A 21,156-nucleotide genomic window follows, 5' to 3' on the forward strand; every position below is an offset into this window, starting at 1 on the left:
CGATGTTCATTTAACCTAATAAGGAGCGGAATTATCCTATACGGTAATGAGCTTCAGTTAGGTGAAGCAGCGAAGAAAGCGAGCGTTTGGCGGACAGTCTTTAATTATTTTACTTGTATTTAAGTGGAATGTTGCCCGACACATGGGAAATTTGGTATTATCAGTATATTGTATGTTGTGCGAATAATATGGAGGTGCATATAAATGTCAAAAATTACAATGGAGCAAGTTAAGCACGTTGCTCATTTAGCGCGTTTAGCGGTGACAGAGGAAGAAGCAGAGAAGTTTTCAAAACAACTTGGAGCAATTTTGGATTTTGCTGAGCAGTTAGGTGAACTTGATACATCAAATGTGAAACCAACTACACATGTCCTAAAAATGCGTAATGTATTACGTAAAGATGAGCCAGGTAAAGGTTTACCAATTGAAGAGGTACTGAAAAATGCACCAGACCACAAAGATGGACAAGTTAAAGTACCGTCAATATTGGATTAAGGGGGGAAATTAGAATGTCATTATTTGAATATACAGTTTCAGAATTACATAGCAAATTAAAATCAAAAGAGATTAAAGTAGAAGAATTAGTTAATGAATCTTATGAGCGAATCTCTGCAGTTGATGGTGAAGTAAAATCATTTTTAACTTTAAATGAAGAGCAAGCGCGTCTACAAGCAAAAGCACTTGATGAAAAGCCTTGGGATGAGTCTCGTGGAATTCTTGCTGGTATGCCTATCGGTGTAAAAGATAATATCGTTACAAAGGGTCTTCGTACTACTTGTGCGAGTAAAATTCTTGAGAACTTCAATCCAATTTACGATGCGACAGTTGTAACGAAATTAGCACAAGCTGAAAGCATTACGATCGGAAAGTTAAATATGGATGAATTTGCGATGGGTTCATCTAATGAAAATTCTGCATTCGGTGGTACTCGTAACCCATGGAATACTGAATACGTACCAGGTGGAAGTAGCGGTGGATCTGCAGCTTCAGTTGCTGCTGGAGAAGTATTATTCTCATTAGGTTCTGATACAGGTGGATCAATTCGTCAACCAGCTTCATTTTGTGGAGTTGTTGGTTTAAAACCTACATATGGTCGTGTATCTCGTTCTGGTTTAGTAGCATTTGCTTCATCTCTAGACCAAATTGGTCCAATTACTAGAAATGTAGAAGATAATGCATTGTTATTACAAGCAATTTCAGGATTAGATGCAAGTGACTCTACTTCAGCAAATGTAGAAGTTCCTTCATTTGCTAAGGCATTAACAGGTGATGTAAAAGGTCTTCGTATCGCTGTACCTAAAGAATATTTAGGTGAAGGTGTTGGTGAAGAAGCTCGTGCATCTGTTATGGCTGCTTTAAATTTATTAGAAAGCTTAGGCGCTACTTGGGAAGAGGTTTCCTTACCACATTCTAAATATGCATTAGCTACATATTATTTAATTTCTTCATCTGAAGCATCTGCTAACTTAGCTCGTTTCGATGGTATTCGCTACGGTCATCGTGCAGCTGATGTAGAAAACTTAATTGATCTTTATAAGAAAACTAGAGCTGAAGGCTTTGGAGACGAAGTAAAACGCCGTATCATGTTAGGTACTTATGCGTTAAGTTCTGGTTACTATGATGCTTACTATAAAAAAGCACAACAAGTACGTACATTAATAAAAGAAGATTTCGAGAAAGTATTTGAAAACTATGATGTTATTATTGGCCCAACTACACCAACTCCTGCATTTAAAGTAGGCGAAAAAGTAAGTGATCCAATGACAATGTACGCAAATGATATTTTAACGATTCCTATTAACTTAGCGGGTGTACCTGCGATTTCTGTTCCTTGTGGTTTCCATAATGGTCTTCCATTAGGATTACAAATTATCGGTAAACATTTTGATGAGTCTACAATTTACAGAGTTGCCCATGCATACGAGCAGGCAACTGACTTTACAAAACAAAGACCACAACTATAAGGAGGCGCGGGAAAGATGAATTTTGAAACGATAATCGGTTTGGAAGTACACGTAGAATTAAAAACAAAATCAAAAATCTTCTCACCAAGCCCTAATGCGTTTGGTGCAGAACCAAATACAAACACTGGTGTAATTGATTTAGGTTATCCAGGTGTGTTACCAGTATTAAATGAAGAAGCTGTAAACTTTGGTATGAGGGCAGCAATGGCATTAAATTGTGAAATTGCTACTGAAACAAAGTTTGACCGAAAAAACTACTTTTATCCTGATAATCCAAAAGCTTACCAAATCTCTCAATTTGATAAGCCAATTGGTGAAAATGGATGGATTGAAATCGAAGTTGGTGGTAAAAAGAAACGGATCGGTATTACTCGCGTTCATTTAGAAGAGGATGCAGGAAAGTTAAATCATACAGATGAAGGATATTCATTAGTAGACTTTAACCGACAAGGAACTCCTTTAATTGAAATCGTTTCTGAGCCGGATATGAGAACTCCTGAAGAGGCTTATGCATATTTAGAAAAACTTAAGTCAATTATTCAATTCAGTGGGGTATCAGATGTAAAAATGGAAGAAGGCTCACTTCGTTGTGATGCAAATATTTCTTTACGTCCATTTGGACAAGAAGAATTTGGTACAAAAGCAGAATTAAAGAACTTAAACTCATTTGCTTTCGTTCAAAAAGGACTAGAGCATGAGCAAGTTCGCCAAGAAAAAGTTTTATTATCTGGCGGAGTAATCCAACAAGAAACACGTCGTTACGATGAAGCTACAAAGACTACAATTTTAATGCGTGTAAAAGAAGGATCGGATGATTACCGTTACTTCCCAGAACCAGACTTAGTTGAACTATACATTGATGATGAGTGGAAAGAACGTGTTCGCCAAAGTATTCCGGAGCTTCCAGATGCTCGTCAAAAACGCTATGTGGAGCAATTAGGTTTGCCAGCATACGATGCAATGGTATTAACTTTAACAAAAGAAATGTCTGATTTCTTCGATGAAACTGTAAACTATGGTGCAGATGCAAAGTTAGCATCTAACTGGTTAATGGGTGAAGTTTCAGCGTACTTAAATAAATCACAAAAAGAATTGCATGAAGTTGCTTTAACACCTGAAAACTTATCTAGTATGCTTAAGTTAATTACAGACGGTACAATCTCTTCTAAGATTGCGAAAAAAGTATTTACTGAGTTAATCGAAAACGGTGGAGATGCAAATGAAATTGTAAAAGCAAAAGGCTTAGTACAATTATCTGATGAAGGCGCTCTTCGCAAAATCGTTATTGAAACTCTTGATGCTAACCCACAGTCAATTGAAGACTTTAAAAATGGTAAGGACCGTGCTATTGGTTTCCTTGTTGGTCAAATGATGAAAGCGACTAAAGGCCAAGCAAATCCACCACTATTAAATAAGATTTTAATGGAAGAAATTCAAAAAAGATAAGGTTTTAAATAAAAAACTACGGGCTATAAGCTCCGTAGTTTTTTTGTACTCTCTAAGGTCAAAATGACTCAATAATATGGTTGGCTTGTTGGTGCATACAAAAGGATATCCACTTAACTGTTGGGTCATTATATAATCCTGTTATATGAATTAATAATGAAAAACAACCAGCACCTAGTATATTTCCAATGTAAGTAATAAGCCACAAATTAAGCACCTCTAGCCAATTCATTTTTCCTCTAATGGCAGTATAGGCAAAATAAAATATGTTTCCTATAAATAGATCAGCGCCACCGTATGCAATTAGAAGCAGGGCGACGGTAATTGTTATAGCAGCCATTAAGTAGTCAAAAGGTGTATACGTAGCATGAAAGAAATTACTTGATTTAAATGCTACTATAACTCCGAAGCCTATAAACATACTAGCCATTATTGCTCTTAATAAAAAACGCAAAACACTATCTCGGTAAATTTTTAACTTTTTTAGAGCAAAATACTCTACATTCATAAACGGTTTGTTTTCCATCTCATTATCAATCCTTAATTCTACTTTAATGTATTTATCATCAATATGTACTATAATGATTAAGTTGTTCAAAACGATAGAAAAATATAGCAAAGAAACGAATGTAATATAAATTTAATATAATATAATATTGCTTTTCAATATGGGTTTGAACATGCTTTATAAAGGTAAAAATAGATAAGTAAATGGAAAAAGTTTACTACAAAAACTTTTTAGGTTAGGATATAAGTTAGAGAACTTAAATAAATAAGTAGGATGGTTAATGATGAAACGTGCAAGAATTATCTACAACCCTACTTCTGGTCGTGAAATTTTTAAGAAAAAGCTTCCCGATGTGTTGCAATTGTTCGAGCAAGCGGGTTATGAAACCTCTTGTCATGCAACAACCGGTGCAGGTGATGCGACAATCGCAGCAAGAGAAGCATGTGAACGAAAATTTGATTTAGTTGTAGCTTGCGGTGGAGATGGAACACTTAATGAAGTCATTAGTGGTATGGCAGAACAAGAATATCGACCAAAGTTAGGATTAATCCCGGTTGGGACAACAAATGATTTTGCTAGAGCAATTGGTGTGAATGTTTCAATTATGGAAGCGGCTGAAGTCATAACAAATGGGCAAACTGTACCCCTTGATATTGGAAGAGTTGATGATAAATATTTTGTAAATATTTTAGCTGCCGGTAAAATTACAGAATTAACATATGAAGTACCTAGCAAACTAAAAACAATGTTAGGACAACTAGCATATTATTTAAAAGGTATTGAAATGTTACCAAGGGTTAAGCCTACTCGATTAAAAATTGAGTACGATGGAAAAGTCTTTGATGAAGAAGCGTATTTGTTCTTATTATCGAATACAAATTCAGTTGGTGGATTTGAAAAAATTGCACCAGAGGCAAGTATTAATGATGGGCAATTTGATTTATTAGTCTTAAAGAAATCAAATATAGCCGAAATCATCAGAGTATGTGCACAGCTATTAAGTGGTCAGCATGTACAAAATGAATATGTTCTTTATACTAGAGCAAGCCACTTGAAAATTATGTCTGATGATAAACTACTATTAAATATTGATGGTGAGTATGGTGGAGAAACACCATGTACTGTTGATATGCTTTACAACCACTTAGAAATCTATGTACCATAATAAGTGAAATAGTAGTAAATACTAGAAAAAGTAACCACGGTAGTTAACGTGGTTATTTATTTTGTATAATAAAATGGTTTAATAAAAGGTTGAAAGGTAGGTAAGGGACTTGTCGAAAAGAGTGTTACCTGTAGAAAAGAATCAATTCATAGATGTTGAATTTATCGATTTAACCCATGAGGGACATGGAGTTGCAAAGGTAGATGGATATCCAATCTTTGTACCAAATGCACTTCCAGGTGAAAAAGCACAAATTAAGGTGCTAAAAACAAGTAAAGGTTTTGGATTCGGTAAAATTATTGAATTCCAAAAAGAAAGTGATGTAAGAGTAGAACCAATTTGTTCGATTTACAATCAATGTGGTGGTTGTCAAACTCAACATATGAGCTATGAAGGCCAACTTGAGGCGAAACATAAACAAGTAGTAGAAGTTGTAAAACGAATTGGGAAACTTGATGACGTAGTAATCCATCCGGTTTTAGGAATGGAAAATCCATGGAGTTATCGTAACAAAGCACAAGTTCCAGTGGGGGAACTAGAAGGTGGATTAGTTGTTGGATTCTATCAAAAGAGAAGCCATGAAATTATTCCAATGAATGAATGCTACATTCAAGGAAAAGAAAATGATGAAATGATACAATCCGTGAAAGATCTTTGTGAAGAATTAAAAATCGAGCCATACGATGAAGTTGGCCACAAAGGACTATTGCGTCATATTATGGCACGCTATGGATACTATACAAATGAATCAATGCTAGTTCTTGTTACTAATAAAGTGAACTTTGCACAAAAAGACGAATTGATAGCTAGAATTATTGAGAAATATCCAACGATTACAAGTATTATTCAAAACGTAAATAATGAAAAAACAAATGTGATACTTGGAAATCAAACAATTGTTTTATACGGAAGTGAAACAATTAAGGATAAAATTGGTGATATTACTTTCGAAATATCCGCTCGATCATTTTATCAAGTAAACCCTACACAAACTAAGGTATTATATGATAAAACACTGGAGTATACAAACTTAAACGGTAGTGAAACAGTTATTGATGCATACTGTGGAATCGGTTCAATATCCTTATTTTTAGCTCAAAAGGCTAAAAAGGTTTATGGTGTAGAAATTGTACCAGAAGCGATTGAAGATGCGAAACGAAATGCTATGATTAACGAGATGACAAATGTTGAATTTGAAGTAGGGAAAGCTGAAGAAGTTATACCTAATTGGTACAAGCAAGGAATTACAGCAGAAGTATTAGTTGTAGACCCTCCAAGAAAAGGTTGTGACGAGGCTTTATTAAATACAATCATTGATATGAAGCCAAGCAAAGTAGTTTATGTATCATGTAATCCTGCTACATTAGCAAGAGATTTACGAGTACTTGAAGACGGTGGTTATAAAACAGTAGAAATACAGCCAGTGGATATGTTCCCACATACTAGTCATGTAGAAGCTGTCGCGAAATTAGTACTTAAGGAAGGGAACAGACACTAAGTTTTTGAACCAGGTGTTCTTCTAAAGTTCTTCAGATTTTTAGTAAAACCATTATTAACGTTCACTGGATTGCTGATTGATTGCGTGGAGATGATAAGGGAATGAAGGTACAAGTGCAAGCAAGTACATCTTGCTTTTTAATTTTGGGATAGGAGATTTGAAAATGGAATTGAAAGATAATTTTTGGCGTGATTTACCGCGACCATTCTTTATACTGGCACCAATGGAAGAAGTGACGGATGTTGTTTTTCGCCACGTTGTAAGTGAAGCAGCCAGACCAGATGTGTTTTTCACAGAGTTTACAAACAGTGAGAGTTATTGTCACCCAGAAGGAAACAAAAGTGTGCGTGGGCGTTTGGCTTTTACAGAGGATGAACAGCCGATGGTAGCTCATATATGGGGTGATAAGCCTGAATTCTTCCGACAAATGAGTATTGGTATGGCAGAACTTGGGTTTAAAGGTGTAGATATCAATATGGGCTGTCCTGTACCTAACGTGGCTGGCCACGGAAAGGGAAGCGGCCTGATTCGCCGCCCAGAAGTTGCAGCAGAATTAATACAAGCAGCAAAAGCAGGAGGATTGCCTGTAAGTGTAAAGACAAGGCTTGGCTTCTCTGAGGTAGACGAATGGCGCGACTGGCTAACTCATATTTTGAAACAAGACATTGCCAATCTGTCGATCCATCTTCGCACAAGAGATGAAATGAGCAAAGTGGATGCACATTGGGAATTAATACCGGAGATAAAGAAACTTCGTGATGAAGTGGCACCTGATACACTCTTAACGATCAATGGGGATATCACTGACCGTCAAATTGGCTTAAAGCTCGCTCATCAATATGGTATTGATGGGATTATGATTGGCCGCGGTATTTTCCATAATCCGTTTGCTTTTGAAAAGGAGCCGAAAGAACATAGCAGTAAGGAACTACTTGATCTCTTAAGATTGCATATGGATCTCCATGATAAATATTCACATTTAGAGCTGCGTTCGTTCAAGGCTCTTCATCGCTTTTTTAAGATATATGTTCGTGGGTTTAGAGGGGCAAGTGAGTTAAGAAATCAATTAATGAATACATCATCAACAGATGAGGTACGTGCAATGCTTGATAACTTTGAGTCAAAGAATCTTGATGGAATTTTGGAACTGTAAAAGTGTCAGCGTTTGTGTTGTCAATTACAGTGTGCACATATAAATACAATAAAAAGTACTCTCTAGAGTAGACATGAAAAAGTCTAGCTATAGGGTACTTTTTTGTTTTCATTATATTATCTCTATGTCTAAACCTTGACGAATTTGTTCACATTGAATAAGTGGTTTTTTTCCTTTACATGAAGAAAATATCCACCTAGTAAATGAGAAATGTTTACTTTACAATTAATGCAACTATACATTCATAACAAATTTGAAATTTAAGAAGAAAAAAGAAACGAAAATAGAATGAACTAAAGCTATTTGTATAAGGTGATAAGATAACTTATTGCTTACGAAAGGATGGATCAACACATAATGAATAGACTGATAATCGGAATGGATGGCGGAGGAACGAAAACGAGAGTTATGGTCAAAGAACGCCTAGATGGAGAAACGTTATTTGATCAAAATTTTGGAATGTCAAATTATAACAACATCGGTGTAGAGGGACTTAAACCGGTTTTTAATGAAATATATGAATCGCTTGTTTCTTATTTTGGAGAGCGTTTACAAAATGCGATTCTTGTACTAGGTTCTGCAGGAGTAGACCGACCGAAAGATATTGATATTTATTTGAATGCATTAAAAGAAAGTGGTTTTTCTTGCCAGCTAGAAGTAGTGAATGATGCAGAAATTGCTCTTGTTGGAGGGAACGGAGATCGAAAAGATGCTTTGATGATTGCTGGAACAGGCTCCATTGTTATGGGAGTAGACTCAAAAGGAAATACAATACGCTCAGGCGGATGGGGCGGATTAATAAGTGATGAGGGTGGCGGTTTCCAAATCGGTTTGCATGCAATCGCGGCTGTTATGAATGAGTACGACAAAGTTATTGCTCCTACTACTTTTACCGAAAAATTGCTCGCTCATTTTAAGTTAAATTCTCCGGAAGATTTTATGGATTTATTATACTTGGAAGATACAATTCCCGTAGATAAGGTAGCTTCATGTACGCCTATCGTCTTAGAGGCATGGGTAAACGGTGACGAGGCTGCTCGTACAATTGTTGAAGGGGAACTAGATAAGTTAGTTCGTTTAGTCATTGGAATCAGCCGACAAATGGGTTCAATTAAATTCCGCCTTTCTGTGGCAGGAAGTTTGCTGACGAAATCAGCTGAGTATTTCGATACGCTAAAGGAGAAGTTAGGTGTGGCTTTACCACAGGTTGAACTTTCTACACCTCTTTATGATCCAGTTTTCGGTGCTATCATAATTGGCGAGAAATATTTGTAATTAAAATAAAAATAGTAAGGAATGACGACTGAATATGCGTGAAATAGGAATTAGTGTGTATCCCAATTTTTATCCTTTAGAACAAATCAAAGATTATTTAGAGAAGGCAAAATCATTAGGATTTAAAAAGGTATTTGTTTCATTGATATTAAATAATCATGGTTTTGAAGGTGCAATAAATGTAAATGTGGACACTTGGAATGAATTATTTAGTTATTGCAAGGAACTTAATATGACTGTGTCAGCTGATATGAATGATGAAGTTTTCAGTGAGTTGGGTTGTACATTAAACGACCTTACAGCAATAAAGAATATGGGTATCACAAGGCTCCGCATCGATGGTGGGTTTACCAGTGAAGAAGTTGCACTTCTTTCTAAAAATAAACAGGGAATTCAAATAGAAGTAAATGCTTCAATGTCTTCTTCTAATAATCAAAATGGAAACGCTTTACGCGAATGTCGTGAATTTTTAGAAACAATAGAACGAGAAGGAAATATCGGACAACTAACAGCTTGTCATAATTTCTTTCCTCTACCAGATACAGCATTGTCCTTAGAGGACATACGCTCAATTAACAATATGTTTGCTTTATTTGGTGTACCAGTCGGAGGATTTGTTGCATCGCAGCTTTCACCTAAAGATTTACACCATTTAGGTCATGGAGTTTGTACAATTGAAAAACACCGATTCTTGCCTAGCCATATTGCCATGCTAGAGTTATTTGCAAATGGTTTTAATGATGTGTTAATTGGAGACTCATTTGCAGATTTATCAGAGCTTAAAGAAATGGCTAGATGTTACAAACAAGATTATATAGAAATTCCAGTTGTTTTTAATCAGTTTGTTCCCGAGCAGACAAAGGCGAAAATTAGCGAGCAGGTTCTTATTTCAAGAGTAGATCAACCAGCAAATCTAATTCGTGCAACTGATACAAGGGGAATGGAAGTTCCTCATTGCTACTGTGCTCCAAGAGAGAAATATACAGTTTCTATTTTAAATAATCGAAGTGCACAATATGAGGGAGAGGTACAAATTTCATTAAAAGATTTAGGACAATCCGTTGAACATAATGTCATTGGATTTATTCATCCTTTTGCATACGATTTAATGCCTTATTTATTAGCAGGCAAAAATAAATTTCGATTAGTTGGATATAAATAAAAAAATATTATAGTCGAGGTATTAGAATGGTAAAAAGTGCAGTAATTCTTGCAGCAGGCAAAGGGAGTAAAATGAATCCTTTCAACGCAGTTCGCTCCAAAACAGCAATAAAAATCGCTGGTAAATCACTAATACGTTATAATATTGAATCAATTGTAACAATGGGAATAGAAGAGATTGTTGTTGTCGTTAATGAGGAACATCAAAGAGAGATTGAGAATCTTCTATTCGACATAGATAATGTTAAATTTGTAGTTGATCAATCAAATTTAGGAAGCGCAGAAAGTTTAGTAAAGGGAGCTGAAAGACTTTCAAGTACTAAGGAGTTTCTTGTTCTTTACGGTGATACGATTATCCAAAAAAAGGATCTCAAGCAATTAGCTAATTCCAACAAATCTACCGTTTTGTTGAAAAAATTAGAAGAATCTTCAAGGAATTGGATCGGTGCAAGTATAAAGGATGGATTTGTCCAGTCAATCGGTGCTCACTACCGTGGTGACAGTATTACCCACCAATTCGCAGGATTTCTTTTTGACGATTCATTACTAGATGAAGTCAGAAGAACGCCCGACTATTTTCCGAATGTAAAAGTAGGAGTGGGTGTTCCGAAAGAACGATACATCGAAGCTGCACTTCTAAAATCACTTGAGAAAACCAAATTACAAGCGATTGAGTGTAATGGCTATTTCTTTGATATCGATAAGCCTTGGCATATGTTAGAAGCGAATGAATATATGGTGAACCATTTTTGTAATGCAATAAAAGAGAATGAACTTGCAGAAGGTGCGACGATTTCTGAAAATGCAACCATTCATGGTCACGTAAAGCTTGGTAAGAATTCCTCAATTGGTGATCGAGTGGTCATTCACGGTAACCTAATTGTAGGTGATAATACAATCATAGATAATGGTGCGATTTTCAATGGCAATGCAGTTATTGGCGATCATACAGCCATTCGTAATTATTGTATGATTTATGATGGCGTTTCAATTGGGTCGCATTGTATATTCGACCATTGTGCAGAGTTCCTTGGCGGAATGGTAATGGATAAGGTATATCTTTACCACTATGGTGAATTTTATGGAGCAATAGGCAGTCATACGGATATCGGTGCTGCAACTGTATGTGGAACATTACGCTTTGATGACGGTGAAACTGAGCACGTTGTAAATGGGCGGAAAGAAATACCTTTACATTTTTCAAATGCAGCTTATCTTGGTGATTATTGTAGAACTGGTGTGAATACGATTATTATGCCTGGATGTAAAATAGGGGCTTATAGTGTGCTTGGAGCAGGTGCAATCATTGATAAAGATATTGAACAAAATAGTCTTGTGTTTGTAAAACAAGATTTAGTTATAAAAAAATGGAGTGAAAAGAAGTACGGTTGGTAATTTTATTAAATCAATAAAAGAAGGTATTCATTTATGGAGAATTATTTTAAGTATGTGATGGCAAATCTTGAAAAACTATATACGACACAGAATCAAAACATTGACCATGCAGCAACTTGTATTTTTGAAGCCATTCAAAATGGTGGTCGCTTCCTTGTTACTGGTTCGGGTCATTCCCATATGTTTGCAGAAGAATTTTATGTAAGAGCGGGTGGATTTGCGGAGGTCTCTCCAATTTTGCCCAATGAGTTTTTTTTACATGACCATCCATTAAAAAGTACTGTGATTGAACGAATAGAAGCTTATGCAAAGGTAATTTTTGAATTATACAAAATAAGCTCAAAGGATATTCTTGTGATTGCTTCCAATTCGGGAAGAAATGGAATGACTGTTGAACTTGCAAAAATGACACAGGAATGTGGTGCAAAGGTAATTGCTTTTACAAATCCAAATCATCCAGAAGGCTCAAAATCCAGACATAGTAGCGGAAAATATCTTTGTGATTTTAGTGATGTAGTCATAGATAATTGCACCGGACCTGGAGATGCTGCCTTTTATGTAGAAGAAGCAAATACAGGTATGGGGGCAACTTCTACAATGGCCGGAGCATTTGTTGCTCAATCAATTTCTATATTATTAGCCAAAAAATATCATCAAGCTGGATTAAAACCACCTGTGTTTAAAAGCTCTAATGTAGATGGTGGAGATGAATGGAATAAAGAGTTGTTCGCTAAGTATTATGGTGTTTAATAATGAATCGAATATCGATCAAAAAGGATCTATAAGGTTTAACTTACTTTTTGGCTCCCTTTTGCGTTCCCAGTTTATGGGAGCGCTTTTTCACGTTTGAACGGAATAAAGTGTTAACATTGTCTTACAGAATTTCTAATACAACGTTAAGAAATGCTTAAAACAATAAAAAGACAAAATCCTTGTGCTTAGTGCTTTTATGCTAAGATAAGGATTTTTTTTGTATACAAAAGAATTAGAAACGATTGGTGCTAGTAAAATGTTCCTGTATTTTGCGGTAGGACTTAGGGCGTATTATAGCATTGTAAGTATATAAGACATATGAACTAGACGTATTTGTTTTAAATTGCGAACTATATTGGAAAAATTCAAACTGTTAAATAGATTTGCTGGAAAGTAAACTTAAAATACTAGATTAGGCATCTAGGGTGGTGAGGTAATGTATGCGAAGAGATTTAATTTTGCAATATTTGTATCAAAAAGGAAAATCACTAACTTCACAGGAACTTGAATCAGAATTCGCTATTTCAAATCGTACATTGCGAAATGAATTGAAAGAATTAAACACGATTGGAGAAAAGTCCGGATTTGTGATTCAGAAAAAACGTGGTGAGGGCTATTTACTTTATGTAGAGAACCAAGAGTTGGTTCAAACATATATGAAAGAAATAGACGGGGCATTGGCACCAGATTTACCTCGCGTTCGAGTGAATAATATCATTATGCTTTTACTTCAAACGACAGAGTTTCAAACAATCGATATGTTTGCTGATAGTCTAATGATTAGCAGATCGACAGTTTTTACCGACATGATTGAAGTTGAAAAGCAAGTAAGGATTTTTGATTTAAAAGTAGAAACAAAATCACGTTACGGAGTTCGTTTACTTGGCGATGAAACGAATTTTAGAAGAGCGTTTTCCTACTTCCTAAGTCAAAAAGAAACAGGATTATTAAAGAAGTCAAATTATCAAACTTTTGAGAAAGCGTTTCCGTTTGAGGAAATTCGAGCTGTTTTGAGTGAAGAAGTACAGAATAATCAACTGAAATTAAGTTATTTTGCACTTGAGAATATTTTAGTGCATATCCAAGTACTCTCGTTTCGAGTAACTCAACACAACTTTATCTTGCCTAATCAAGAAAAAAAGTTAGATGTTTCTCTAATCAAACCATCGTTTATGAATATAGCAAAGAGAATTTGTGAAATTCTATCTGAACTATATCATGTCATATTACCAGAGAGTGAAATAATCTATTTAGCTGCTCATATAAGTGGTAAGTCGAGTGTAGACGATATTGAGGAACATGAAAAAAATGACCTAAAACAAAAACTAAAGAATTGTTTAGAAAGATTAGATCAAACTTTCTTAACTCAGTTTTCAGGTGATCAGCAACTTTTAAATACGATGATCATGCATATGTATCCATTGTTAAGAAGATTATATTTTAATTTGAAGCTTACGAATCCATTAATAGATGATGTTTATAGTAGGTATTCGGATGTGTTTATGATTGCTCTAAATTTTTCTGAAATGATAAAGGAAATATGGGGGTTCGAACTTTCTAGTGACGAAATGGGTTATATTACAATGCATTTAGCAGCTCACGTGGAAAGGGAGAAGCAAAAACAATTAAGTTCCTACAAAAAAATTCTACTCTCTTACGGATTAGGAGCAGGGTCGGCTGAATTAATGAAAATGAAACTTGAGACACTTTTCCAAGGCGCAAAAATTGATGTCGTTTTGTATAGTGAGCTTCAATTATTAAATTTAGAAGATTATGACTTATTAGTTTCATCGACTTCGATTCCATTTGACAATATTTCGATTCCGTATATTCAAGTAGCACCAATACTAACTGAAACGGATGTCCAAAGAATTCGTCGTACGCTTACTAGATACCCGGCTAATAAAGTTAAAGAAGATGTACCAACACTTTTATCTTTATTTCATACAGATTTGTTTTATATAGAAGAAAGCAAAGAGTCGTTTGACTACAAAGCCTTTATTAAAGAAAAGGCAAAAAGGGTTGTTGAACTAGGGTTTGCAGGACCTAACTATCCAGCTTTAGTTGTCGATCGTGAGGAAAAAATATCGACGATACTGCAAAATGGAATTGCTGCACCACATGCATTAAAAATGGTTGCGATTCAGGATTCGATCAGTGTGGTGATTTTTAAAAATCCGCCAACAATCGATGGGAAAGTTGTACAAATCTTATTTTTAATTAATCTTCGTGCCGGAGACTTATTTTTACACAAAGAGTTAAGTCGATTATTTTTACATTTAATGGACCACCCCGAGACGAAGCAGAAAGTATTAAAATCAAATAATTTTAACGATTTTCAGTATGAAATTTCAAAAATCCTGTTTCAATATGGTTCGTAGCAGTTTAGCGATCATTCTAACAAAAGAACTGGTAGATGATCGCTAATAGAAACGAATCAACTTCATGCTATCATTTGTCCTTTTTAGATAATCTTGAAAACGGTTACTTACTAAAAAGGTGTTCTTCGATTAGAAAATTAATTAAATAAATTATTTTGGAGGAAGATAAATGAAAAGAAATAAATGGTTTTTAGGTAGAGCACTTCCAGCTTCTGTACTAGCGGCTTCAATGTTTGCAACTCCATTTAGTGGCGTTGTTGCAAAAGCTGCACCAACTATTACAACTCAATCAGTAGCGCCAATCTCAACTGGCACTAAGATTTTTATGAATACTACACAAATCACTCATGCAAAACCAAGTGGTTTAGATACAACAAAGCCAGTAAAATGGACAACTTCTGATCCATACGTTGCATATGTTGACACGATTGGTAACGCAAAAGGTGATTACAGTGGAAAGATTTTAGGTGTATCTGGTGGATCGGCAATCATCACAGGTACTGGAGTAGATTTAAGTGGTAATGCAGCTACTGTGAATATTACGGTTTCTGTAATTGAGACTCAGGCATCTACTAATCTTGAAAAAGTAGTTTACTATTACAATGCGGGAGATTCAAAAATCCCTGCTGCTCTTTCATCATCTAATTTGCAAACAACAAATATTCCAACTGCTCCATCAGGAACTAAGTTTCCTTCTAAAAACTATGTTGGATATGTTAATGGAGAAAATGGCGTTAAATGGTTAGTTTCAAAGGATACTTTAATTAAGTCAAATGGTAACGTTAATTTTGGTGACGAAAAAGATCATCCTGTTACTACAGGTATCGTATCTGATGCAATTACTCTATATGATCCTAACTTAGCTCCAGCTGATCAAATTCAATATTTACAAGGTGGAAGATATATTCCTCAAACTGGTGAAAATTCAGGTTCAGGAGTCGATAAAAACGGAAACCCGATTCAATTTAACGCTAAAGAAGTAATTACAAACATTATGCCTGATGGAAATAATGGTCTTTGGATTCTAGGCGAAAAAGGAAATGCTACTCATATTGTAAGAAAACAAATGTCTCTAATGGGCAAATCATTAGTTCAAGAAGAAATTTCTAGAAACTACGCAGATCGATTTGGATTCCAATCTGGATCTATGAGTTTTGCAAATAAGGATAATATGATTAAAGCTCTTATGACTGCAGATAAAGATGCTTTAAGCTCAATTTCTGATACGGATAATGATGGATTATGGACAACGATGTACGCTTCAGGTGAAATTTGGAGATACAACTACATGAAAGAAAACTTTGGTGAAAAAGATGCTAGAACAATAGATGCTAAAGCCTCTGCTATTCGCGCTGTTGAAGCCATTGTAACGCTTGGTTATGTATCTGGAACGCAGTTAAAGGTACCTTCAAAAGACAATGTTAACGATGTTGTTTATGTTGTTAACTCACTAGGTGGCAATGTAACGACAATTGATGAAGGTAAGAAGTGGCTTGCAGATAACGAAGGTAAACCAGTGTTCGTTGATAATGAAGGAAAGTATACGTTAGACACAACAGGAAAACCTGCTTCTGCTGGCTTCTTTGCAAGATCATATAAAGTAGAGGGCAGCAACAATGGTTCTAATACTGCAGAAAGCAAATCATGGGATCAAGCATGGCTTCAAAAAAGTGCAGGAACTACTAAAGATGTAAACGGGAATACAGTTAAATATTCTGTTCCAGGTAAAATCAGTGGAGGAACTGCTGGAATCAAGGCTTATGACACTGTTGCTGTACCACCGCGTTTAACGAATATTGTAAATGAACAAAATCCTAATTTAGATGATGCAACAAAAGCTTTAGACTCAAACAAAGTCTATTATAAAGCAACTACGTCTACAGACGAATTAGTTGGTCATTACTTTACACTAGACCTTGCTTACAACACGTTTAAAGATAGTGATCCTGAATTAGCGGCTCTTGTGAAAAATGATTTAATTAACCATACAAATGCAATGGTTTTAAACAACTATTATCAAGTAAGTGTTACTGGGGAGAATCCAATTGAATCTCGTTTCAATGGAACAGCACCTGGAGATGGATTAAATGCTCCTTCAGCTCCAACTAAATGGGCAAATTTAAATCCAGAATTCCTTGACGGTGTGTCTAATGCATGGGGTAGAAATGACTACGAAGATGGTCCATTAAATGCAACATTAGCATTACAAATGCTTGTAGCTGCAAGAGATATGGGCGGCTATACGCCAGCAGAAAAAGCTGCTCTTGAAGCACAAGGAGTTGCAGTAATTTCTCCACTTGATTTTGCAAATGAATACAAAGTAATGAATGGTGTGAAAGCTTCTACAACGGCTTCAGAGCACAATGATTATGAAACAAGATATCCGAAGTCTTATAATTCAACTTCATTACTTGATATGTCATTACAGTACCATTCTAGATACTTTGGTATCTCTGCTCATAACGGAGACGATATTGGCGTAAGTGGTGTTTCTTACGAATCATACATGAACTATTCAGATGAAGAAGAAGCTGCACTATCATACTACACATTATCTCACCATGCAGAGAAAATGAATGCTAAAGGGATCTTAGATGGTATGAACCAATGGTGGTTCAATGAAAAGAGAGAGAAAAATCCATTTATGTCAACTTTCTATGCAGCTTCTCTAGGTGCATTGAAAGAAAAAGGATTTAGTATCGGAAGTTCAACGGTTGACCTTGCAGGTTCAACATGGCAAATGACACGTATACCAAATAACTTCATGAACTGGGATGTACTTTCTGCAAACAGAAATGACGTAACGCACGTGACACCTGATTTAATGGTTGATCAATTAATTCCACGTGATGAAGTGATGATGTCTAAATACAATACAAATATTTTCGGAACGATGGACCGAAGAACAATTGATTCTGGAAACAGCTTATCAATGGAATCTTCAACTGTAACATCTATGCCTTATTGGTTAACTCAAAACCCTGAGGATGCTGCATATGTAGAAGATTTAGGATCAAAAGTTACTGCGCCAGTAAATAACGGAACAGAAAGTATTAATTATCCAACGAATGTAGCAGCTATGAATCCAAATGCTAAATATAACGAAGACACACATACATTTACGATTAATGTTGGTGACTCTGTTAAATTAGATGCTAAAACAACAGGATATACGAACAACGTATCTTGGTTAACTAATTCATGGGATTTAGCTGGTTATAGCAATGGATTACCAACACAAGTCAATGCTGATTCAAATGTATCTCAAGTTCTCGATTTAAGAAATTTAGCAGCTTACGGTGAAGTTGGTAATGTTAATGCAGCTGGAATTAGTGTAGATGGTGTGCACTATGGTTCATACGCAACTGCTTTAAGACCAGGAACTAGTACAGTTACGGGCTATGTGATCGATGGATTCTTTAGAACACCGAAAAAAATCACTTACACAATCAAAGTTGTTGATCCGATGAAGTCAGCTGAAAAAATTGCTCCTACTGAGCTTGACAAGAACTCATTTGCATACCCAACGTGGTTAAAAGATGCAATGGCTGAAAAAGGATTGAATACAGACGGAAACAAATATGTAGAAGTTAGTTACGAATCATCATCACCAGACGACGTTGCTGTTGATGCAGATGGAAAAGTAACGTACAACACTGATAAACCAGCTAACATCACTGCGACGGTTGTATACTCTGGAATGACATTGAACGGAGATCCACAATTTGCAAATGATAGCCACGTGATGACTTTTGTACGCACAGTATCTAAAGATGCAAAACAAACAGTATCATTTAATTCACAAGGTGGATCTGCAGTTGATCCAGTAACTGCAACATACAATGAAGCTTTAACATCTCCAACACCAACAAAAACAGGATATACATTCCTTGGTTGGTATAAAGATGCTTCATGTACTCAAGCATGGAACTTTGCAACTGATAAAGTAACAGAGTCTACTACGCTTTACGCTAAATGGGGTATTAACAAATACACAGTTACATTTAACAGTAAAGGTGGATCTAATGTAGCTACTATAACAGGAAACTATGATTCTATCATTGAGAAACCAGCTAGCCCAACGAAAAAAGGATTTAACTTCGTTGGATGGTACAAAGATGCAGGGCTTAAAACAGCATGGAACTTTGCAACTGATAAAGTAACAGCAAATACAACACTTTACGCAAAATGGACTGTTGCTACACCAACAGGATTAAAAGCAACAAAAGCGAGTACAACTTCAATTAAAGTAAATTGGACTGGAATAAGTGGTGTTTCTGGTTATGAAATCGTTCGTGCAACAAAAAGCGATTTCTCTGATCAAACAACAAAAACAACGACAACTGGAGCATTTACTTCAACAGGATTAGTTAAAGGTAAAACGTACTACTTTAAAGTTCGTGCTTTCACTCTAGAAGGAAAAGTTAAAGTTTACGGTAGTTACACAACTGTTATTAAATTCAAACTTTAAATCTTAAATTTAAAAATGAAATAAATTCTAAAAGGGATCTTGGTATATGGGGAGTTACTGATTTACCAAGATCCTAATTCCTTAGAGAGGGGATAACGAAATGAACAGCAGCTTTTTTGAAAAAAAATTCTTACCGATCGCTTCGAAAATAGGTAATCAAAGACACTTACTTGCTTTGCGTGACGGTATTATGTTTGCGATGCCACTAATGATCATTGGTTCATTTTTCATTATCGTAGCTTGGTTAGAAGCGGATTGGTATCAAAACTTCATGTCAAAAGTATTTGGCGAAAATTGGAATGCTTTTGGAGATATCGTTTATAACGGTTCAATGGGGATTATCGCATTAGTTGCAGTATTTGGTGTAGCGTATTCCTTAGCAAGTAGTTATAAGGTCGATAAAAAGAATATTGATGGGGTTCCAGCTGGGGTATTAGCATTAGCAAGTTATTTAATCGTTAATATTATGAGCACTTTTAAAGATGGTAAGGAAACAGTATCTGCATGGTCGCCTGATCTTTTTGGTGCACAATACTTGTTTGTTGGATTAATCATTGCAATTATTACTGCTGAAATTTATCGTTACTTCTTACAAAAGAAGATCATCATCACTTTACCAGATACTGTGCCGCCAACAGTTTCACGTTCATTTACGGCTCTTATTCCTGGCTTTGTGATTATCCTTTTCTTCTTACTAGTTCGATACGGATTTAGTCATACTGGTTGGGGAGATTTTGCAACGTTTGTTCATAAAGTTGTGACACAGCCATTTACGATTTTAGGTTCAACTTATATTGGTACACTTGTTGCATGTCTAATGGAACACCTTCTATGGAGTTTTGGTATCCACGGTTCATCAATCATCACGTCTGTTATGGAACCAATTTGGATTACAAATGCAGATGCAAACTTAGAAGCACTTAAAGCAGGTAAAACGTTACCACATATCATTACGTATACATTTTATGAGAATGGAATTTGGATGGGTGGTTCTGGTGCTACTTTACCAGTTGCAATCTATATGACATTTTTAGCGAAGTCAAAACTTCTTAAGAAGGTAGGACGTCTAGCAATCGGGCCATCTATCTTTAACGTTAATGAGCCAATTATGTTTGGTGTTCCGATTGTTTTAAATCCATTTTTAATGATTCCTTATATTCTAGCTCCAGTAGCAGTATTAACAGTAACGTACTTTGGGACAGCAATGGGAATTTTCCCACATACAACTGGAACAATCATCCCGTGGACAACACCATATTTCATAAGTGGTTATCTAATGACGGGTGGTAAGATTATGGGTGTAGTCATGCAATTGGTAGCTTTTGCAGTGGCTTCGATCATTTGGTTCCCATTCATTCGAATTTGGGATAAGAAAAACTTAGAAATGGAGAAAGCTAGTAAATAATTCTCGCGTGCAAATAGATGGATAATTGATTAGAAGAAGGGACTTAAACTTATGGAAAATCGACAAAAAATAATAACTTCGTTTCGATTAAAAAGAATCGGTGCCTTTGCCATTGATGCAATAATTGTTTCAATCATCTTGTCAATTGTGTATCGAATCACTGGATTTCCAAATTTTCCAGGAGTTCTAGCAAATATGATTGAGCTTCAAAAATCAACTGCTAGTCAAGATGCAGCTGTAAAGGTAATGGCTCTTTTTAATGAAGCATTTCTCCAATCGCTTATAATCTATTTTTGTTATGACGTCTTAACAACCTTATTGTTAAGAGGATCAACAATTGGAAAGAAGATCTTTCGATTGAAATTAACACGCATTAATAATAAAAAGGGAATACTTCCTTATGTATTACTAGTGATTGTTAGAAGTTTCTTTAAATTTTTGACGATGTTTATATTTCAAGGTCTTCCGTTCTTTTTATCCGTTATTAGTATGTTTGCAAATAAAAAATCATTAGCTGTTCACGATCGAATCGGTCGATTTGTCGTTATAAATAAGAATGAAATCTAAATAATCTTACTAAA

General features: G+C 35.5%; 15 protein-coding genes. 14 read left to right on the forward strand and 1 reads right to left on the reverse strand.

Annotated features, from left to right (window positions below):
- The first annotated feature begins 204 nt into the window (after positions 1 to 204).
- From gatC to gatB, 3 genes are read left to right on the forward strand one after another with little or no spacing between them, the layout of a single operon-like run.
- Complete coding sequence (gene gatC, locus MY490_RS01710; RefSeq protein WP_248267711.1) at positions 205 to 495, forward strand: Asp-tRNA(Asn)/Glu-tRNA(Gln) amidotransferase subunit GatC; 291 nt, start codon at positions 205 to 207, stop codon at positions 493 to 495.
- A gap of 14 nt (positions 496 to 509) precedes the next feature.
- On the forward strand, positions 510 to 1,964 hold the full coding sequence (gene gatA / locus MY490_RS01715) for an Asp-tRNA(Asn)/Glu-tRNA(Gln) amidotransferase subunit GatA (protein ID WP_069032660.1): 1,455 nt from the start codon (positions 510 to 512) through the stop codon (positions 1,962 to 1,964).
- Between the two features lie 15 nt (positions 1,965 to 1,979).
- On the forward strand, positions 1,980 to 3,410 hold the full coding sequence (gene gatB, locus MY490_RS01720; protein ID WP_248267712.1) for an Asp-tRNA(Asn)/Glu-tRNA(Gln) amidotransferase subunit GatB: 1,431 nt from the start codon (positions 1,980 to 1,982) through the stop codon (positions 3,408 to 3,410).
- A gap of 58 nt (positions 3,411 to 3,468) precedes the next feature.
- Here gatB and MY490_RS01725 read toward each other — a convergent pair whose 3' ends face one another.
- The gene (locus MY490_RS01725; protein ID WP_248267713.1) at positions 3,469 to 3,936 is read right to left on the reverse strand and encodes a formate/nitrite transporter family protein; all 468 of its coding nucleotides are present in this window, start codon (positions 3,934 to 3,936) and stop codon (positions 3,469 to 3,471) included.
- A gap of 262 nt (positions 3,937 to 4,198) precedes the next feature.
- On the opposite strand from MY490_RS01725, the gene MY490_RS01730 reads away from it, so the two are divergent.
- From MY490_RS01730 to MY490_RS01780, 11 genes are all read left to right on the forward strand, one after another.
- The gene (locus tag MY490_RS01730; RefSeq protein ID WP_097973985.1) at positions 4,199 to 5,083 is read left to right on the forward strand and encodes a diacylglycerol kinase; all 885 of its coding nucleotides are present in this window, start codon (positions 4,199 to 4,201) and stop codon (positions 5,081 to 5,083) included.
- Positions 5,084 to 5,192: 109 nt separating this feature from the next.
- Complete coding sequence (gene rlmD / locus MY490_RS01735; RefSeq protein WP_248267714.1) at positions 5,193 to 6,581, forward strand: 23S rRNA (uracil(1939)-C(5))-methyltransferase RlmD; 1,389 nt, start codon at positions 5,193 to 5,195, stop codon at positions 6,579 to 6,581.
- A 163-nt stretch (positions 6,582 to 6,744) separates the two neighbouring features.
- On the forward strand, positions 6,745 to 7,734 hold the full coding sequence (locus MY490_RS01740; protein WP_248267715.1) for a tRNA dihydrouridine synthase: 990 nt from the start codon (positions 6,745 to 6,747) through the stop codon (positions 7,732 to 7,734).
- A gap of 357 nt (positions 7,735 to 8,091) precedes the next feature.
- Positions 8,092 to 9,009 (forward strand): N-acetylglucosamine kinase, encoded by a 918-nt coding sequence (locus MY490_RS01745; protein WP_248267716.1) that lies wholly within the window; start codon positions 8,092 to 8,094, stop codon positions 9,007 to 9,009.
- A gap of 34 nt (positions 9,010 to 9,043) precedes the next feature.
- Positions 9,044 to 10,171, forward strand: a complete 1,128-nt coding sequence (locus tag MY490_RS01750; RefSeq protein ID WP_248267717.1) for a MupG family TIM beta-alpha barrel fold protein — start codon at positions 9,044 to 9,046, stop codon at positions 10,169 to 10,171.
- Between the two features lie 26 nt (positions 10,172 to 10,197).
- The gene (locus tag MY490_RS01755; RefSeq protein ID WP_248267718.1) at positions 10,198 to 11,565 is read left to right on the forward strand and encodes a nucleotidyltransferase family protein; all 1,368 of its coding nucleotides are present in this window, start codon (positions 10,198 to 10,200) and stop codon (positions 11,563 to 11,565) included.
- Between the two features lie 33 nt (positions 11,566 to 11,598).
- On the forward strand, positions 11,599 to 12,315 hold the full coding sequence (locus MY490_RS01760; protein WP_248267719.1) for an SIS domain-containing protein: 717 nt from the start codon (positions 11,599 to 11,601) through the stop codon (positions 12,313 to 12,315).
- 443 nt (positions 12,316 to 12,758) lie between these two features.
- Complete coding sequence (locus tag MY490_RS01765) at positions 12,759 to 14,699, forward strand: BglG family transcription antiterminator (RefSeq protein WP_248267720.1); 1,941 nt, start codon at positions 12,759 to 12,761, stop codon at positions 14,697 to 14,699.
- A gap of 169 nt (positions 14,700 to 14,868) precedes the next feature.
- A complete protein-coding gene (locus MY490_RS01770) occupies positions 14,869 to 19,170 on the forward strand; it encodes an InlB B-repeat-containing protein (protein ID WP_248267721.1) in 4,302 nt (1,433 codons plus the stop codon).
- Positions 19,171 to 19,270: 100 nt separating this feature from the next.
- Entirely contained in the window at positions 19,271 to 20,575 is a 1,305-nt protein-coding gene (gene celB / locus MY490_RS01775; RefSeq protein WP_248267722.1) for a PTS cellobiose transporter subunit IIC, read from the forward strand.
- A gap of 51 nt (positions 20,576 to 20,626) precedes the next feature.
- A complete protein-coding gene (locus MY490_RS01780) occupies positions 20,627 to 21,142 on the forward strand; it encodes an RDD family protein (protein WP_248267723.1) in 516 nt (171 codons plus the stop codon).
- Positions 21,143 to 21,156: the final 14 nt, after the last annotated feature.

Source organism: Gottfriedia acidiceleris (genome assembly GCF_023115465.1).
GTDB classification, from domain to species: domain Bacteria; phylum Bacillota; class Bacilli; order Bacillales; family Bacillaceae_G; genus Gottfriedia; species Gottfriedia acidiceleris_B.

Bases quoted from the DNA above. Each gene is read 5' to 3' on its own strand.
- gatC (WP_248267711.1), top strand. From the start codon at position 205: ATGTCAAAAATTACAATGGAGCAAGTTAAGCACGTTGCTCATTTAGCG.
- gatA (WP_069032660.1), top strand. From the start codon at position 510: ATGTCATTATTTGAATATACAGTTTCAGAATTACATAGCAAATTAAAA.
- gatB (WP_248267712.1), top strand. From the start codon at position 1,980: ATGAATTTTGAAACGATAATCGGTTTGGAAGTACACGTAGAATTAAAA.
- MY490_RS01725 (WP_248267713.1), bottom strand. From the start codon at position 3,936: ATGGAAAACAAACCGTTTATGAATGTAGAGTATTTTGCTCTAAAAAAG.
- MY490_RS01730 (WP_097973985.1), top strand. From the start codon at position 4,199: ATGATGAAACGTGCAAGAATTATCTACAACCCTACTTCTGGTCGTGAA.
- MY490_RS01740 (WP_248267715.1), top strand. From the start codon at position 6,745: ATGGAATTGAAAGATAATTTTTGGCGTGATTTACCGCGACCATTCTTT.
- MY490_RS01745 (WP_248267716.1), top strand. From the start codon at position 8,092: ATGAATAGACTGATAATCGGAATGGATGGCGGAGGAACGAAAACGAGA.
- MY490_RS01750 (WP_248267717.1), top strand. From the start codon at position 9,044: ATGCGTGAAATAGGAATTAGTGTGTATCCCAATTTTTATCCTTTAGAA.
- MY490_RS01755 (WP_248267718.1), top strand. From the start codon at position 10,198: ATGGTAAAAAGTGCAGTAATTCTTGCAGCAGGCAAAGGGAGTAAAATG.
- MY490_RS01760 (WP_248267719.1), top strand. From the start codon at position 11,599: ATGGAGAATTATTTTAAGTATGTGATGGCAAATCTTGAAAAACTATAT.
- MY490_RS01765 (WP_248267720.1), top strand. From the start codon at position 12,759: ATGCGAAGAGATTTAATTTTGCAATATTTGTATCAAAAAGGAAAATCA.
- MY490_RS01770 (WP_248267721.1), top strand. From the start codon at position 14,869: ATGAAAAGAAATAAATGGTTTTTAGGTAGAGCACTTCCAGCTTCTGTA.
- celB (WP_248267722.1), top strand. From the start codon at position 19,271: ATGAACAGCAGCTTTTTTGAAAAAAAATTCTTACCGATCGCTTCGAAA.
- MY490_RS01780 (WP_248267723.1), top strand. From the start codon at position 20,627: ATGGAAAATCGACAAAAAATAATAACTTCGTTTCGATTAAAAAGAATC.